This is a genomic window from Citrobacter sp. RHBSTW-00671 (assembly GCF_014103415.1).
Lineage (GTDB): Bacteria > Pseudomonadota > Gammaproteobacteria > Enterobacterales > Enterobacteriaceae > Citrobacter.
The window spans coordinates 4,485,643-4,501,524 of sequence record NZ_JABXPR010000001.1; the positions used below are offsets into that span (position 1 = coordinate 4,485,643).

At 52.1% G+C, this 15,882-nt stretch carries 13 protein-coding genes, 2 tRNA genes and 3 rRNA genes; 8 read left to right on the forward strand and 10 right to left on the reverse strand.

The window, feature by feature from the left end; translation table 11 throughout:
- Positions 1 to 68: 68 nt before the first annotated feature.
- From HV261_RS21575 to gmhB, 6 genes are all read right to left on the reverse strand, one after another.
- Positions 69 to 145 (reverse strand) — tRNA-Asp (locus tag HV261_RS21575).
- A gap of 192 nt (positions 146 to 337) precedes the next feature.
- Positions 338 to 453 (reverse strand): 5S ribosomal RNA (rrf, locus tag HV261_RS21580).
- Between the two features lie 97 nt (positions 454 to 550).
- Positions 551 to 3,457: ribosomal RNA gene (locus HV261_RS21585) — 23S ribosomal RNA — on the reverse strand.
- Positions 3,458 to 3,676: 219 nt separating this feature from the next.
- Positions 3,677 to 3,752, reverse strand: a tRNA-Glu gene (locus HV261_RS21590).
- Between the two features lie 85 nt (positions 3,753 to 3,837).
- Positions 3,838 to 5,379: ribosomal RNA gene (locus HV261_RS21595) — 16S ribosomal RNA — on the reverse strand.
- Together the 16S, 23S and 5S rRNA genes with 2 tRNA genes alongside form the textbook arrangement of a ribosomal RNA operon.
- Before the next feature lie 368 nt (positions 5,380 to 5,747).
- Positions 5,748 to 6,314, reverse strand: a complete 567-nt coding sequence (gene gmhB / locus HV261_RS21600; RefSeq protein ID WP_048212629.1) for a D-glycero-beta-D-manno-heptose 1,7-bisphosphate 7-phosphatase — start codon at positions 6,312 to 6,314, stop codon at positions 5,748 to 5,750.
- Positions 6,315 to 6,503: 189 nt separating this feature from the next.
- Here gmhB and metN point away from each other — a divergent pair, with 189 nt between their 5' ends.
- The 6 genes from metN to proS all read left to right on the forward strand — a co-directional run bounded on the left by metN (position 6,504) and on the right by proS (position 12,094).
- The gene (gene metN / locus HV261_RS21605) at positions 6,504 to 7,535 is read left to right on the forward strand and encodes a methionine ABC transporter ATP-binding protein MetN (RefSeq protein ID WP_202039440.1); all 1,032 of its coding nucleotides are present in this window, start codon (positions 6,504 to 6,506) and stop codon (positions 7,533 to 7,535) included.
- Complete coding sequence (locus tag HV261_RS21610; RefSeq protein WP_005132073.1) at positions 7,528 to 8,181, forward strand: methionine ABC transporter permease MetI; 654 nt, start codon at positions 7,528 to 7,530, stop codon at positions 8,179 to 8,181. The genes metN and HV261_RS21610 overlap by 8 nt, the downstream gene beginning before the upstream one ends.
- 44 nt (positions 8,182 to 8,225) lie before the next feature.
- Positions 8,226 to 9,041 carry a methionine ABC transporter substrate-binding lipoprotein MetQ gene (metQ, locus tag HV261_RS21615; protein ID WP_003829145.1) on the forward strand — a complete coding sequence of 272 codons (816 nt, stop codon included), beginning with the start codon at positions 8,226 to 8,228 and terminating at the stop codon, positions 9,039 to 9,041.
- Positions 9,042 to 9,157: 116 nt separating this feature from the next.
- Complete coding sequence (gene rcsF, locus HV261_RS21620; protein WP_040230040.1) at positions 9,158 to 9,562, forward strand: envelope stress sensor lipoprotein RcsF; 405 nt, start codon at positions 9,158 to 9,160, stop codon at positions 9,560 to 9,562.
- On the forward strand, positions 9,559 to 10,266 hold the full coding sequence (gene tsaA / locus HV261_RS21625; RefSeq protein WP_202039441.1) for a tRNA (N6-threonylcarbamoyladenosine(37)-N6)-methyltransferase TrmO: 708 nt from the start codon (positions 9,559 to 9,561) through the stop codon (positions 10,264 to 10,266). Before rcsF ends, tsaA begins: the two co-directional genes overlap by 4 nt.
- A 109-nt stretch (positions 10,267 to 10,375) precedes the next feature.
- The gene (gene proS, locus HV261_RS21630; RefSeq protein WP_202039442.1) at positions 10,376 to 12,094 is read left to right on the forward strand and encodes a proline--tRNA ligase; all 1,719 of its coding nucleotides are present in this window, start codon (positions 10,376 to 10,378) and stop codon (positions 12,092 to 12,094) included.
- Between the two features lie 43 nt (positions 12,095 to 12,137).
- Here the strand turns inward: proS and nlpE are convergent, their stop codons facing one another.
- From nlpE to HV261_RS21645, 3 genes are read right to left on the reverse strand one after another with little or no spacing between them, the layout of a single operon-like run.
- A complete protein-coding gene (nlpE, locus tag HV261_RS21635) occupies positions 12,138 to 12,836 on the reverse strand; it encodes an envelope stress response activation lipoprotein NlpE (protein ID WP_202039443.1) in 699 nt (232 codons plus the stop codon).
- Positions 12,837 to 12,867: 31 nt separating this feature from the next.
- Positions 12,868 to 13,290, reverse strand: coding sequence for an alternative ribosome rescue aminoacyl-tRNA hydrolase ArfB (arfB, locus tag HV261_RS21640; RefSeq protein WP_202039444.1), 423 nt, complete (start codon positions 13,288 to 13,290; stop codon positions 12,868 to 12,870).
- On the reverse strand, positions 13,287 to 13,832 hold the full coding sequence (locus tag HV261_RS21645) for a YaeQ family protein (protein WP_202039445.1): 546 nt from the start codon (positions 13,830 to 13,832) through the stop codon (positions 13,287 to 13,289). The genes arfB and HV261_RS21645 overlap by 4 nt, the downstream gene beginning before the upstream one ends.
- Positions 13,833 to 14,031: 199 nt before the next feature.
- Here HV261_RS21645 and HV261_RS21650 point away from each other — a divergent pair, with 199 nt between their 5' ends.
- Both HV261_RS21650 and rof read left to right on the forward strand, forming a co-directional pair.
- Positions 14,032 to 14,232 carry a YaeP family protein gene (locus tag HV261_RS21650; RefSeq protein WP_005132083.1) on the forward strand — a complete coding sequence of 67 codons (201 nt, stop codon included), beginning with the start codon at positions 14,032 to 14,034 and terminating at the stop codon, positions 14,230 to 14,232.
- Entirely contained in the window at positions 14,219 to 14,479 is a 261-nt protein-coding gene (gene rof / locus HV261_RS21655; RefSeq protein ID WP_202039446.1) for a Rho-binding antiterminator, read from the forward strand. The genes HV261_RS21650 and rof overlap by 14 nt, the downstream gene beginning before the upstream one ends.
- Before the next feature lie 64 nt (positions 14,480 to 14,543).
- On the opposite strand, the gene tilS is transcribed toward rof, so the two are convergent.
- Positions 14,544 to 15,836, reverse strand: coding sequence for a tRNA lysidine(34) synthetase TilS (gene tilS / locus HV261_RS21660; RefSeq protein WP_202039447.1), 1,293 nt, complete (start codon positions 15,834 to 15,836; stop codon positions 14,544 to 14,546).
- Positions 15,837 to 15,882 lie beyond the last annotated feature (46 nt).

The window sequence follows — 15,882 nt, forward strand, 5'->3', positions numbered from 1 at the left end:
GAATTTAGCAATAATAAAATTACAGGCAAAGAAAAAGCCCTGAGCAAATGCTCAGGGCTCTTAATAAGTGGCGGAACGGACGGGACTCGAACCCGCGACCCCCTGCGTGACAGGCAGGTATTCTAACCAACTGAACTACCGCTCCACCGAATTTCTTTGTCACCACCCGGATTATTCATCCCGGTTTACTGCAATTTGATGCCTGGCAGTTTATGAATCACTTCGTGATTCACCCTTCGGGCCGTTGCTGCGCAACGTTCAAAAGCTTTCGCTTTTGTCCTACTCTCTATCGAGTAGTGAACTGCCTCGAAAGTCAGTGCCATACTTCTAATTTGATGCCTGGCAGTTCCCTACTCTCGCATGGGGAGACCCCACACTACCATCGGCGCTACGGCGTTTCACTTCTGAGTTCGGCATGGGGTCAGGTGGGACCACCGCGCTACAGCCGCCAGGCAAATTCTGTTTATTAACCCGCTCTTCGCCGGTTAATTTAATCTGTTATCAAGCTGAAACTGATGTCTGTCTTTCGCCAAAACATCTTCGGCGTTGTAAGGTTAAGCCTCACGGTTCATTAGTATCGGTTAGCTCAATGTATCGCTACACTTACACACCCGACCTATCAACGTCGTCGTCTTCAACGTTCCTTCAGGAGACTTATAGTCTCAGGGAGAACTCATCTCGGGGCAAGTTTCGTGCTTAGATGCTTTCAGCACTTATCTCTTCCGCATTTAGCTACCGGGCAATGCCATTGGCATGACAACCCGAACACCAGTGATGCGTCCACTCCGGTCCTCTCGTACTAGGAGCAGCCCCCCTCAATTCTCCAGCGCCCACGGCAGATAGGGACCGAACTGTCTCACGACGTTCTAAACCCAGCTCGCGTACCACTTTAAATGGCGAACAGCCATACCCTTGGGACCTACTTCAGCCCCAGGATGTGATGAGCCGACATCGAGGTGCCAAACACCGCCGTCGATATGAACTCTTGGGCGGTATCAGCCTGTTATCCCCGGAGTACCTTTTATCCGTTGAGCGATGGCCCTTCCATTCAGAACCACCGGATCACTAAGACCTGCTTTCGCACCTGCTCGAGCCGTCACTCTCGCAGTCAAGCTAGCTTATGCCTTTGCACTAACCTCCTGATGTCCGACCAGGATTAGCTAACCTTCGTGCTCCTCCGTTACTCTTTAGGAGGAGACCGCCCCAGTCAAACTACCCACCAGACACTGTCCGCAACCCGGATTACGGGTCTACGTTAGAACACCAGCCATTAAAGGGTGGTATTTCAAGGTCGGCTCCATGCAGACTGGCGTCCACACTTCAAAGCCTCCCACCTATCCTACACATCAAGGACCAGTGTTCAGTGTCAAGCTATAGTAAAGGTTCACGGGGTCTTTCCGTCTTGCCGCGGGTACACTGCATCTTCACAGCGAGTTCAATTTCACTGAGTCTCGGGTGGAGACAGCCTGGCCATCATTACGCCATTCGTGCAGGTCGGAACTTACCCGACAAGGAATTTCGCTACCTTAGGACCGTTATAGTTACGGCCGCCGTTTACCGGGGCTTCGATCAAGAGCTTCTCCTTACGGATAACCCCATCAATTAACCTTCCGGCACCGGGCAGGCGTCACACCGTATACGTCCACTTTCGTGTTTGCACAGTGCTGTGTTTTTAATAAACAGTTGCAGCCAGCTGGTATCTTCGACTGATTTCAGCTCCATGAGTAAATCACTTCACCTACATATCAGCGTGCCTTCTCCCGAAGTTACGGCACCATTTTGCCTAGTTCCTTCACCCGAGTTCTCTCAAGCGCCTTGGTATTCTCTACCTGACCACCTGTGTCGGTTTGGGGTACGATTTGATGTTACCTGATGCTTAGAGGCTTTTCCTGGAAGCAGGGCATTTGTTACTTCAGCACCGTAGTGCCTCGTCATCACACCTCAGCGTTAAAAGAAGTCCGGATTTACCTAAACTTCCCGCCTACATGCTTAAACCGGGACAACCGTCGCCCGGCTAACATAGCCTTCTCCGTCCCCCCTTCGCAGTAACACCAAGTACAGGAATATTAACCTGTTTCCCATCGACTACGCCTTTCGGCCTCGCCTTAGGGGTCGACTCACCCTGCCCCGATTAACGTTGGACAGGAACCCTTGGTCTTCCGGCGTGCGGGTTTTTCACCCGCATTATCGTTACTTATGTCAGCATTCGCACTTCTGATACCTCCAGCACCCCTCACAGGACACCTTCAACGGCTTACAGAACGCTCCCCTACCCAACAACACATAGTGTCGCTGCCGCAGCTTCGGTGCACAGTTTAGCCCCGTTACATCTTCCGCGCAGGCCGACTCGACCAGTGAGCTATTACGCTTTCTTTAAATGATGGCTGCTTCTAAGCCAACATCCTGGCTGTCTGTGCCTTCCCACATCGTTTCCCACTTAACTGTGACTTTGGGACCTTAGCTGGCGGTCTGGGTTGTTTCCCTCTTCACGACGGACGTTAGCACCCGCCGTGTGTCTCCCGTGATAACATTCTTCGGTATTCGCAGTTTGCATCGGGTTGGTAAGTCGGGATGACCCCCTAGCCGAAACAGTGCTCTACCCCCGAAGATGAATTCACGAGGCGCTACCTAAATAGCTTTCGGGGAGAACCAGCTATCTCCCGGTTTGATTGGCCTTTCACCCCCAGCCACAAGTCATCCGCTAATTTTTCAACATTAGTCGGTTCGGTCCTCCAGTTAGTGTTACCCAACCTTCAACCTGCCCATGGCTAGATCACCGGGTTTCGGGTCTATACCCTGCAACTTAACGCCCAGTTAAGACTCGGTTTCCCTTCGGCTCCCCTATTCGGTTAACCTTGCTACAGAATATAAGTCGCTGACCCATTATACAAAAGGTACGCAGTCACCCCATAAAGAGGCTCCCACTGCTTGTACGTACACGGTTTCAGGTTCTTTTTCACTCCCCTCGCCGGGGTTCTTTTCGCCTTTCCCTCACGGTACTGGTTCACTATCGGTCAGTCAGGAGTATTTAGCCTTGGAGGATGGTCCCCCCATATTCAGACAGGATACCACGTGTCCCGCCCTACTCTTCGAGTTCACAACACATGCGATTTTGTGTACGGGACTATCACCCTGTACCGTCGGACTTTCCAGACCGTTCCACTACCACACATGCTGATTCAGACTCTGGGCTGCTCCCCGTTCGCTCGCCGCTACTGGGGGAATCTCGGTTGATTTCTTTTCCTCGGGGTACTTAGATGTTTCAGTTCCCCCGGTTCGCTTCATTACGCTATGTATTCACGTAATGATAGTGTGTCGAAACACACTGGGTTTCCCCATTCGGAAATCGCCGGCTATAACGGTTCATATCACCTTACCGACGCTTATCGCAGATTAGCACGTCCTTCATCGCCTCTGACTGCCAGGGCATCCACCGTGTACGCTTAGTCGCTTAACCTCACAACCCGAAGATGTTTCGTAAAACACATCGTGTTGCGAAAATTTGAGAGACTCGAACACACCATTAATCTGTTCTTATTACGGAGAACAGACACAGTGTGTCGTTTCAATTTTCAGCTTGATCCAGATTTTTAAAGAGCAAATATCTCAAACGTAACTCAGAGAGTCAGTTTTGAGATATTGAGGCCGGCGACTTTCACTCACACAAACCAGCAAGTGGCGTCCCCTAGGGGATTCGAACCCCTGTTACCGCCGTGAAAGGGCGGTGTCCTGGGCCTCTAGACGAAGGGGACGTGTCAGTCTCAATCGCAAGACGCCTTGCTATTTACTTTTCATCAGACAATCTGTGTGAGCACTACAAAGTACGTTTCTTTAAGGTAAGGAGGTGATCCAACCGCAGGTTCCCCTACGGTTACCTTGTTACGACTTCACCCCAGTCATGAATCACAAAGTGGTAAGCGCCCTCCCGAAGGTTAAGCTACCTACTTCTTTTGCAACCCACTCCCATGGTGTGACGGGCGGTGTGTACAAGGCCCGGGAACGTATTCACCGTGGCATTCTGATCCACGATTACTAGCGATTCCGACTTCATGGAGTCGAGTTGCAGACTCCAATCCGGACTACGACGCACTTTATGAGGTCCGCTTGCTCTCGCGAGGTCGCTTCTCTTTGTATGCGCCATTGTAGCACGTGTGTAGCCCTACTCGTAAGGGCCATGATGACTTGACGTCATCCCCACCTTCCTCCAGTTTATCACTGGCAGTCTCCTTTGAGTTCCCGGCCGGACCGCTGGCAACAAAGGATAAGGGTTGCGCTCGTTGCGGGACTTAACCCAACATTTCACAACACGAGCTGACGACAGCCATGCAGCACCTGTCTCACGGTTCCCGAAGGCACTAAAGCATCTCTGCTAAATTCCGTGGATGTCAAGAGTAGGTAAGGTTCTTCGCGTTGCATCGAATTAAACCACATGCTCCACCGCTTGTGCGGGCCCCCGTCAATTCATTTGAGTTTTAACCTTGCGGCCGTACTCCCCAGGCGGTCGACTTAACGCGTTAGCTCCGGAAGCCACGCCTCAAGGGCACAACCTCCAAGTCGACATCGTTTACGGCGTGGACTACCAGGGTATCTAATCCTGTTTGCTCCCCACGCTTTCGCACCTGAGCGTCAGTCTTTGTCCAGGGGGCCGCCTTCGCCACCGGTATTCCTCCAGATCTCTACGCATTTCACCGCTACACCTGGAATTCTACCCCCCTCTACAAGACTCTAGCCTGCCAGTTTCGGATGCAGTTCCCAGGTTGAGCCCGGGGATTTCACATCCGACTTGACAGACCGCCTGCGTGCGCTTTACGCCCAGTAATTCCGATTAACGCTTGCACCCTCCGTATTACCGCGGCTGCTGGCACGGAGTTAGCCGGTGCTTCTTCTGCGAGTAACGTCAATGAATGCGGTTATTAACCACATCCCCTTCCTCCTCGCTGAAAGTACTTTACAACCCGAAGGCCTTCTTCATACACGCGGCATGGCTGCATCAGGCTTGCGCCCATTGTGCAATATTCCCCACTGCTGCCTCCCGTAGGAGTCTGGACCGTGTCTCAGTTCCAGTGTGGCTGGTCATCCTCTCAGACCAGCTAGGGATCGTCGCCTAGGTGAGCCGTTACCCCACCTACTAGCTAATCCCATCTGGGCACATCCGATGGCAAGAGGCCCGAAGGTCCCCCTCTTTGGTCTTGCGACGTTATGCGGTATTAGCTACCGTTTCCAGTAGTTATCCCCCTCCATCGGGCAGTTTCCCAGACATTACTCACCCGTCCGCCACTCGTCACCCAAGGAGCAAGCTCCTCTGTGCTACCGTTCGACTTGCATGTGTTAGGCCTGCCGCCAGCGTTCAATCTGAGCCATGATCAAACTCTTCAATTTAAGTTTGATGCTCGTGAATTAAACTTCGTAATGAATTACGTATGTTCACTCAAGAGACTTGGTATTCATTTTTCGTCTTGCGACGTTAAGAATCCGTATCTTCGAGTGCCCACACAGATTGTCTGATAAATTGTTAAAGAGCAGTTGCGACGCGCTTTAGCGCTCTGTCGCGAGGTGGCGTATATTACGCTTTCCTCTTTCAGAGTCAACCTCTTATTTTCAGGTTTTTCTCTTCAACCGAACTGGCTGTTTGTGTGAAGTGATTCACATCCGCCGTGTCGATGGAGGCGCATTATAGGGAGTCGACTCAGGAAGACAAGCGGAAAAATGCATTTTTGTTTCAACCGCTCACCTTTTATCCATAACGCTTACTTTTGCTGCTTTTTTATCGCCATTGGCAGGTCTGCCAGACTATTTAGCACTAAATCTGCCGCATTTTCTGCTTCCGGAGTGACTGGCTTGCCTGTGCGCACTAATACCTTCGTTCCTACATTTGCAGCTGTCGCCGCCTGCATATCTTCTATTTTGTCGCCCACCATATAAGAAGCAGCCATATCGATGTGCAGAAAGTCTCGCGCTGAGATAAACATGCCCGGATGCGGTTTACGGCAGTCGCAGACCTGGCGGTACTCTTCGACTGTGCCCTGTGGATGATGAGGACAATAATAGATACCATCCAGATCAACATCGCGATCGGCCAATGACCAATCCATCCATTCAGTCAACGTTTCGAATTGTGCCTCGGTAAATTTGCCACGGGCAATACCAGACTGGTTCGTCACAACAATCAGCGCATAACCCATCTTTTTAAGTTCACGCATAGCATCAATGACACCGTCGATAAATTCGAACTCGTCGATCTCATGGACGTAACCGTGGTCCACATTAATAGTGCCGTCACGGTCGAGAAAAATTGCGGGTACAGACTTTGCCACCTTTTATAGCTCCTGAATAAGGCATGTTGCTCTAGTATCGCATGTTTCGGCGGGCAAGAAAGTGCTCATCGTGCAAAGCCCGATTGATTTAGACGTCTGGATGCCTTAACATCCATCTTGTTGACGGCGTCGACCGTACCAGACAGACGAAAATGCCACGGCTAACTTAATTACGATAATAAATAACCAATGATTAAACTTTCGAATATCACCAAAGTGTTCCAGCAGGGGACTCGCACCATTCAGGCGCTAAACAATGTCAGCCTGCATGTTCCTGCCGGACAGATTTATGGCGTTATTGGTGCCTCCGGTGCCGGTAAAAGCACACTCATTCGCTGCGTAAACCTGCTCGAGCGCCCAACTGAAGGTAGCGTTCAGGTCGGCGGTCAGGAGCTGACGACGCTCTCTGAATCCGGGCTGACTAAAGCTCGCCGTCAAATTGGCATGATTTTCCAGCACTTTAACCTGCTCTCTTCACGCACGGTATTTGGTAACGTTGCGCTGCCGCTGGAGCTGGATAACACGCCAAAAGAAGAGATTAAACGTCGTGTGACGGAACTGTTGGATTTGGTTGGCCTTGGCGACAAACACGACAGCTACCCGGCTAACCTTTCCGGTGGTCAGAAGCAACGTGTGGCGATCGCCCGTGCTCTGGCAAGTAATCCCAAAGTGTTGCTGTGCGATGAAGCCACCAGCGCCCTCGACCCAGCGACGACCCGCTCGATTCTCGAATTACTGAAAGATATCAACCGTCGTCTGGGTCTCACCATTCTGCTGATTACCCACGAGATGGACGTTGTAAAACGTATTTGCGACTGCGTGGCGGTCATCAGTAATGGTGAACTGATTGAGCAAGACACCGTCAGCGAAGTTTTCTCTCATCCGAAAACGCCGCTGGCACAGAAATTTATCCAGTCCACGCTGCACCTGGATATTCCGGAAGATTATCAGGAACGTTTAAAAGCAGAGCCGCAAGCCGACAGCGTGCCCATGCTGCGCATGGAATTCACCGGTCACTCTGTTGATGCCCCATTACTCTCGGAAACGGCCCGCCGCTTTAATGTGAATAACAACATTATCAGCGCGCAGATGGATTATGCCGGTGGCGTGAAGTTCGGCATCATGCTGACTGAAATGCACGGTACACAAGAAGATACACAAGCAGCCATTAGCTGGTTGCAGGAACACCACGTAAAAGTAGAGGTACTGGGTTATGTCTGAGCCGATGATTTGGCTGCTGGTTCGCGGCGTATGGGAAACGCTGGCAATGACCTTTGTGTCCGGTTTTTTTGGCTTTGTGATTGGCCTGCCCGTTGGCGTACTGCTGTACGTGACGCGTCCAGGGCAAATCATTGAGAACGCGAAGTTGTACCGCACGCTTTCTGCGCTGGTTAACATTTTCCGTTCCATCCCGTTCATTATTTTGTTGGTCTGGATGATTCCATTCACCCGCATGATTGTTGGCACCTCTATCGGTTTGCAGGCCGCTATCGTCCCGCTGACCGTCGGCGCCGCGCCATTTATTGCTCGTATGGTTGAGAACGCCTTGCTGGAGATCCCAACCGGGCTGATTGAGGCCTCCCGTGCGATGGGCGCTACGCCGTTGCAGATCGTGCGTAAGGTATTACTGCCAGAAGCGCTGCCAGGGCTGGTCAATGCAGCAACGATTACCCTGATTACCCTGGTCGGTTACTCGGCGATGGGCGGTGCCGTCGGTGCCGGCGGTCTTGGCCAGATTGGCTATCAGTATGGCTACATTGGGTATAACGCTACCGTAATGAATACAGTACTGGTATTGCTCGTCGTTCTGGTTTATTTAATTCAGTTATCCGGCGATCGCATCGTCCGGGCAGTCACGCACAAATAACGTTACACACAACACTAAAAACTCATTAAGAAAAGGAAATAAGCATGGCGTTCAAATTCAAAACCTTTGCGGCAGTTGGAGCCCTGATCGGTTCTCTGGCACTTGTGGGTTGTGGCCAGGATGAAAAAGATCCTAACCACATCAAAGTGGGTGTTATCGTTGGCGCAGAGCAGCAGGTTGCTGAAGTCGCCCAGAAAGTGGCTAAAGAAAAATACGGTCTGGATGTTGAACTGGTAACCTTCAACGATTATGTCCTGCCCAATGAAGCACTGAGCAAAGGCGATATCGATGCTAACGCCTTCCAGCACAAACCGTACCTGGATCAGCAGATCAAAGATCGTGGTTACAAACTGGTTGCCGTAGGCAATACCTTTGTTTATCCGATTGCAGGCTACTCCAAAAAAATCAAATCACTGGATGAACTGCAGGATGGCTCTCAGGTCGCTATTCCAAACGACCCGACTAACCTCGGCCGTTCCCTGCTGCTGCTGCAGAAAGTCGGTTTGATTAAACTGAAAGATGGCGTTGGCCTGCTGCCGACCGCGCTGGACGTGATTGAAAACCCGAAAAACCTGAAGCTGGTTGAACTGGAAGCGCCACAGCTGCCACGCTCACTGGACGACGCGCAAATCGCACTGGCAGTCATCAACACCACCTATGCCAGCCAGATCGGCCTGACTCCGGCAAAAGACGGTATCTTTGTTGAAGATAAAGATTCCCCGTACGTAAACCTGATCGTGACGCGTGAAGACAATAAAGATGCTGAGAACGTGAAGAAATTCGTTGAAGCATACCAGTCAGATGAAGTTTACGAAGCGGCAAACAAAGTCTTCAACGGCGGTGCTGTTAAAGGCTGGTAATTTTAGGCTGTTTTCACAATCTGTAATATCATCAGGACGGGCGCTTGCCCGTCTTGTCATTTATGCAAGCACCTGATTCAATATCTGACGTTTAGATCATTCATTGAGGAAATATTATGCGTGCTTTACCGATCTGTTTAGTAGCACTCATGCTGAGCGGCTGTTCTATGTTAAGCAGATCCCCTGTTGAACCCGTTCAAAGCACCGCTACCCCGCCAAAAGCGGAGCCGGAAAAACCAAAAGCACCGCGCGCGACGCCGGTCAGAATTATCACCAACGCAGAAGATCTGGTCGGTAAACCATTCCGCGATCTTGGCGAAGTGAGTGGAGAATCCTGCCAGGCATCAAACCAGGATTCCCCTCCGAGTATTCCAACCGCACGCAAACGCATGCAGATAAACGCATCCAAAATGAAAGCCAATGCGGTATTGCTGCACAGTTGCGAAGTGACCAGCGGGACGCCGGGCTGCTATCGTCAGGCGGTTTGCATTGGTTCTGCCCTGAATATTTCGTCTAAATGAGTCATTTTCAGTTCGAGCAAATAGGCGTTATCCGCTCTCCTTATAAAGAAAAGTTCGCAGTGCCACGCCAGCCGGGTCTGGTGAAAAGCGCCAACGGCGAACTGCATTTGCTCGCGCCCTATAACCAGGCCGATGCTGTTCGCGGCCTGGAAGCATTCAGCCATTTGTGGGTGATTTTTGTTTTTCACCAGACAATGGAAGGCGGATGGCGACCCACCGTGCGCCCTCCTCGTCTTGGCGGCAACGCCAGAATGGGCGTATTTGCCACGCGTTCGACCTTTCGTCCTAACCCTGTCGGGATGTCGCTGGTTGAGTTAAAAGAGATTGTCTGCCACAAAGAGAGCGTCATTCTGCAACTGGGTAGTCTGGACCTGGTCGACGGAACGCCGGTGGTCGACATCAAACCTTATCTGCCATTTGCAGAAGCACTACCTGACGCCACTGCCAGCTACGCGCAGCATGCGCCGGTTGCCGAAATGGCGGTAAGTTTCACTACAGAGGTTGAACAACAGCTTCTGACGCTGGAAAAACGTTATCCATTGCTGAAAACATTTATCGGCGAAGTACTGGCACAGGACCCACGTCCTGCGTATCGTAAGGGTGAAGAGACAGGCAAAGCGTATGCCGTCTGGCTACACGATTTCAATGTGCGCTGGCGCGTAACGGAAGAAGGTTTTGAAGTCTTTGCGCTTGAACCCCGCTAATTTCGTGCCCTTCTCTTTTGACATCCCTTTCTCGCTGGTAAACTAAACCACTTTTTTGTGTCAGGCTGGCATCCAGCCTGTTCGATCGTTCAACTGGAACCGTAACAACATGCGTACTAGCCAATATCTGCTCTCCACTCTGAAGGAGACACCTGCCGACGCCGAAGTCATCAGCCACCAGCTGATGCTGCGCGCCGGGATGATCCGCAAGCTGGCCTCCGGGTTATATACCTGGCTGCCGACCGGCGTGCGCGTCCTGAAAAAAGTCGAAAACATCGTGCGTGAAGAAATGAATAACGCCGGTGCGATCGAGGTGTTGATGCCGGTCGTTCAGCCTTCTGAACTGTGGGAAGAGAGCGGTCGTTGGGAACAGTACGGCCCGGAACTGCTGCGTATCGCAGACCGTGGCGATCGTCCGTTCGTACTCGGCCCAACGCATGAAGAAGTCATCACCGACCTGATCCGTAATGAGCTGAGCTCTTACAAACAGCTGCCGCTGAACTTCTATCAGATCCAGACCAAATTCCGTGACGAAGTTCGCCCACGCTTCGGCGTGATGCGTTCCCGCGAATTCCTGATGAAAGATGCGTACTCTTTCCATACTTCTCAGGAATCTCTGCAGGAAACTTACGACGCGATGTATGCTGCGTACAGCAAAATCTTCAGCCGTATGGGCCTGGATTTCCGCGCAGTACAGGCGGATACCGGCTCTATCGGCGGTAGCGCCTCTCACGAATTCCAGGTGCTGGCACAGAGCGGCGAAGATGACGTGGTGTTCTCCGACTGCTCGGATTTTGCTGCCAACATCGAATTTGCTGAAGCCGTTGCGCCGAAAGAACCCCGCGCAGCCGCCACTCAGGAAATGACGCTGGTTGACACACCGAATGCGAAAACCATCGCCGAGTTGGTTGAGCAGTTTAATCTGCCAATTGAAAAAACCGTTAAAACCCTGCTGGTGAAAGCGGTTGAAGGCAGCAGCTACCCGCTGGTTGCGCTGCTGGTTCGCGGCGATCACGAACTGAACGAAGTCAAAGCAGAAAAACTACCACAGGTTGCCAGCCCGCTGACTTTTGCTACTGAAGAAGAAATCCGTGCCGTCGTGAAAGCAGGTCCAGGTTCTCTTGGTCCGGTGAACATGCCGATTCCGGTGGTTATCGACCGTACCGTTGCGGTAATGAGTGATTTTGCCGCCGGCGCCAATATCGATGGTAAACACTATTTTGGTATTAACTGGGATCGTGACGTAGCTACCCCTGAAGTTGCTGACATCCGTAACGTAGTCGCCGGCGACCCGAGCCCGGACGGCAAAGGTACGCTGATGATCAAACGCGGTATCGAAGTGGGCCACATCTTCCAGCTGGGTACCAAGTATTCTGAAGCGATGAAAGCTGCCGTTCAGGGTGAAGATGGCCGTAATCAGATTCTGACCATGGGCTGCTACGGTATCGGGGTGACTCGCGTGGTTGCTGCCGCTATTGAGCAGAACTTTGACGATCGCGGCATTGTATGGCCAGACGCCATCGCACCGTTCCAGGTCGCTATTCTGCCAATGAACATGCACAAATCCTACCGTGTGCAGGAACTGGCTGAGAAGCTGTACGCAGAACTGCGTGCACAGGGTATCGAAGTGCTGATGGACGATCGTAAAGAGCGTCCGGGCGTGATGTTTGCCGATATGGAACTGATCGGCGTTCCGCACACCATCGTGCTCGGCGACCGTAACCTCGATAACGATGATATCGAATACAAATATCGTCGTAACGGCGAGAAACAGCTGATTAAAACCGGCGACATTGTCGACTATCTGGTCAAAGCCATTAAAGGCTAATATCAGCAAAAGGCCCTGATAATCAGGGCCTTTTTTTCATCAATTAATTACATCCTTTACCGGGGATAAATTTCGCGTCTTTATCCGCCATCAGCGTTTTCACTTTTTCGCCGGTGTCCGGGTTCGCCTCCAGCGTGAAATGCGCTTCCAGCGTCAGCAATACAGATTGTCCGTTTTCCGCGCGCGCGGCTAAATAATCACGTTCAAGCTGGGCGTTGTTCGCCACTGGCATCCGTTTACCCGTTGCACAATCGGTAAAGATTGCGGCATCCGCCATGTAGAAATACATTCCCCGCATCGGCATTGGCGTCACAGGCAGACTGGCAGAAACTGGCTGCAAGGTGTAGTTGAGCTGTGACTCAATGGGATTGCCTTCACGATCGAGCATTTCCAGCGCTTCGCCTTTTGCCCGGTAGTAAGATTTTTCACCTTTGCTGTCCGTCAGCACCAGCTTGTCAGCCGTACGCGCCCACGAGCCATATGAAGCAAACGAAGATGGTTCATCACGTACGCCCTGATAGCGTTCGTTCATGACCCATGTTCCATCTTTTTCCAGGAACAGAGAGGTTTCAATCCCTTCGCAGTCCGCACAAGGCAAGATGCCACGCCAGCTTTGCTGCATCGGTTTTAATTCTGCCGCTTCCGTCGGTTGCAGAGCATCGACTTCAGAGCGATTGTTACAGCCGATCAAGGCAAAGAGTGTAAATACAGCTGCTAATGACAGTATTGCTGTTTTCACCACAGATTCCTTCTCAATATTGTATTCCTATCCGTCAGTCCTGTGGACGACGAACTTTCCCGCGCAGTGCCTTCACCGTGGACTTTTGCGCCTTCGATGACAATCTGCGCTCTTTTGAAGCGCGTGTCGGGCGCGTTGCCTGCCTACTTTTCTGCACTGCGGTTAATTCTTTAATCACCGCCACCAGCCGGGATATTGCCGCTTCCCGGTTCAACTCCTGGCTACGGTATTCCTGAGCCTTAATAATAATGACACCCTCGCCGCTGATCAGATGATGGCTGGCAGCTAACAGGCGTTCCTTGTAATACTCTGGCAGGCTGGAGGCCCGAATGTCAAAGCGCAAATGAATAGCCGTTGAGGTCTTGTTAACGTGCTGTCCACCTGCCCCCTGAGCCCGAATAGCGGTGATTTCCAGCTCATTGTCAGGGATAGAGACATTTCGGGAGATAACAATCATGAACGCGGCTGCCACGCGGCCAGATGAATTTCCAGATTGTTCTGAGAGTCGGACAGCCAGATAGCGCCGTCCTGGATAGTCGCCTGCAGCGCCATGGTGCGCCCCGCGAACTCACTCAGTTGCGCCAGTTGTTCATCATCCAGATACCACACGGTAAGATTTTTAAACTGCGCGCATTTGCTTTGGTTCTGCTGCCACCAGATTTGCGCCGCGCGGCTGTTGTAGGCAAACAGAGCAACCTCGCCAGACTGGTTACAGGCTTTTTTAATACGGCGCTCATCCGGCAGACCCAGCTCAATCCAGAGATCGATGCCCAGATGATCGTTACGCAGCCATGCTTCGGGTTCGTCTTCAGCGCTCAAACCCCGCGTGAATTGCAGCCGCTCATCGGCATATTTAATCCATGCCAACAGACGCAACATCATGCGTTCCTGGGTTTCTGAAGGGTGACGCGCCAGCGTCAATGTCGCGTCAAGAAACTGGTTGCGGTCGAGATCCGCTACGTTGACGACGGCTTTATAGATTGTCGCTTTAAGCGCCATGGGAGAACTCCTTTTGAATCAGGCCGCCATTGTAGCGAAAACGGCGGCAAAAGGCTGCTAACGACTAACGTGTGTACCGTCTATCAAGGCGCTGATATTGCTTGAATGAGTATGGTATAGTCACCTTGCTAAACAGAGTTTATCTTCGTAGGCTTAGACTTGCATCCACGGTTAAGTCAGAGTACTGACAGGAGGGCATGTGGAAAAATATTGTGAGTTAATACGCAAGCGGTACGCGGAAATCGCCAGCGGAGACTTAGGGTATGTCCCGGATGCGCTGGGTTGCGTATTGAAGGTACTTAATGAAGTGGCGGCAGACAGCGCCCTTTCAGAGTCGGTCAGGGAAAAGGCGGCCTATGCTGCCGCGAACTTACTGGTGAGCGATTATGTCAATGAATGAAACGTATCAACCCATCAACTGTGATGATTACGACAATCTTGAACTCGCCTGCCAGCACCATTTGTTACTGACGCTGGCGTTCAAAGATGGCGAAGTTCTACAGGCAAAAGCAAATGACCTGGTTTCACGCAAAAATGTGGAATATCTGGTCGCCGATGTCTCGGGTGAAACCCGAGAGCTTCGCCTCGACAAAATTGCCAGTTTCAGTCACCCGCAAATCGGTACCGTGGTCGTCAGCGAATCTTAACCTTTCTTGCACCTTATCCGGCCTACTTTCCATGCGATACGTAGGCCTGATAAGCACAGCGCCATCAGGCATGCCACATCAGACTCACGCCTTCTTCATCTACCGCCGCCCCTTCCCGCGTGACAAAAACCCCTGCTGCCGCAATCAGCGTGTCACCATAAAACAGTAATGGCGTGGTATCTCGCTGCCAGGGAGGAATACCCTGCTCCTGCCAGATTTTTTTAAGCTTACGCCCACCGTTACGCCCGACAATATGCAATAACCCAGGCGCTTTAAAACGAATACTAACGGGTTCATCCGCACGCGGCATACGCAGCTCACCAGCGGGGAGTAATTGTATTTCTCCCAGCCCGGCTGGCAGCGTCAACGGCGTTTGCCAGCATGACCACGGGATGACACTTTCACTTTGCCCGTTCACGGATTTCACCCACCACAGCTGCGACTGATAACGGCGGACGTCATACTCACCAAGGCGAAAACAGGGCGATGCGTCCTCACGTGCCAACGCGACTTCCTGCCAGATACGTTCTAACGCATCACGGGAAGGCATAGGTGCATTTAATCCTGCCAGCCAGCGACGAAGTAGCGCAGCACGCCGTATGGTACTCATCGTCATTAATGGCCCGAGCAAGAGTGTACCTTGCGCCGTAACGCAGTTGGCTAAATCGCTGGCCAGCAGTTCATCCAGTAAGCTCTCCTGCTCAGCGCACAGCGCGGCGCTACGAGCCGTGGCTTGCGCGAAGTGCGGCCAGCGCTGTTGGAGCAATGGGGTAACGCGCAATCTGAGGAAGTTGCGATCGTAGGCGTCATCCTGATTACTTTCATCTTCGATCCAGCGTAATTCATGCTGGCGCGCCCATGTTTCAAGCGCCTCTCGCGTTTGCGCCAGCAACGGTCGAATCAGTTGGGTTCCGGCGAACGGCGAGTTTTCCCCCATGGCGGAAAGTCCGGCAGGACCGCTGCCACGCTTAAGCGCTAACAAAAATGTCTCACATTGATCGTCCAGATGTTGAGCGGTCATCAGCACCTCACCCGGTAGTAAGGTCTGCGCAAAGGCCTGATAGCGCGCGCGTCGCGCCTGCGCTTCGATGCCCAGGCCATCATCCTCAAGATGGACCCGTTCAACCACCAGCGGCACCTGCCACTGCGCACATACCGACTCACAGTGCTGTACCCAACTGTCTGCGTGCGGGCTTAATCCGTGATGAATATGGATTGCGCGTAGGGCGACATCAGGATGCTGCATTCGCCACAGCACCAGTTGGTGCAACAGCACGGTAGAGTCGAGGCCGCCGCTAAAGGCAACGAGGATCGCGTTAGTGTTCAGAAGTGAAGTATTCAGCGTAAGTGTCGTCATGATGATTGCTTACAATAGCATTGCCCGGCACGTTACCGGGCTAAAG

Bases quoted from the DNA above. Each gene is read 5' to 3' on its own strand.
- metN (WP_202039440.1), top strand. From the start codon at position 6,504: ATGATTAAACTTTCGAATATCACCAAAGTGTTCCAGCAGGGGACTCGC.
- HV261_RS21610 (WP_005132073.1), top strand. From the start codon at position 7,528: ATGTCTGAGCCGATGATTTGGCTGCTGGTTCGCGGCGTATGGGAAACG.
- metQ (WP_003829145.1), top strand. From the start codon at position 8,226: ATGGCGTTCAAATTCAAAACCTTTGCGGCAGTTGGAGCCCTGATCGGT.
- rcsF (WP_040230040.1), top strand. From the start codon at position 9,158: ATGCGTGCTTTACCGATCTGTTTAGTAGCACTCATGCTGAGCGGCTGT.
- tsaA (WP_202039441.1), top strand. From the start codon at position 9,559: ATGAGTCATTTTCAGTTCGAGCAAATAGGCGTTATCCGCTCTCCTTAT.
- proS (WP_202039442.1), top strand. From the start codon at position 10,376: ATGCGTACTAGCCAATATCTGCTCTCCACTCTGAAGGAGACACCTGCC.
- arfB (WP_202039444.1), bottom strand. From the start codon at position 13,290: ATGATTGTTATCTCCCGAAATGTCTCTATCCCTGACAATGAGCTGGAA.
- HV261_RS21645 (WP_202039445.1), bottom strand. From the start codon at position 13,832: ATGGCGCTTAAAGCGACAATCTATAAAGCCGTCGTCAACGTAGCGGAT.
- rof (WP_202039446.1), top strand. From the start codon at position 14,219: ATGTCAATGAATGAAACGTATCAACCCATCAACTGTGATGATTACGAC.
- tilS (WP_202039447.1), bottom strand. From the start codon at position 15,836: ATGACGACACTTACGCTGAATACTTCACTTCTGAACACTAACGCGATC.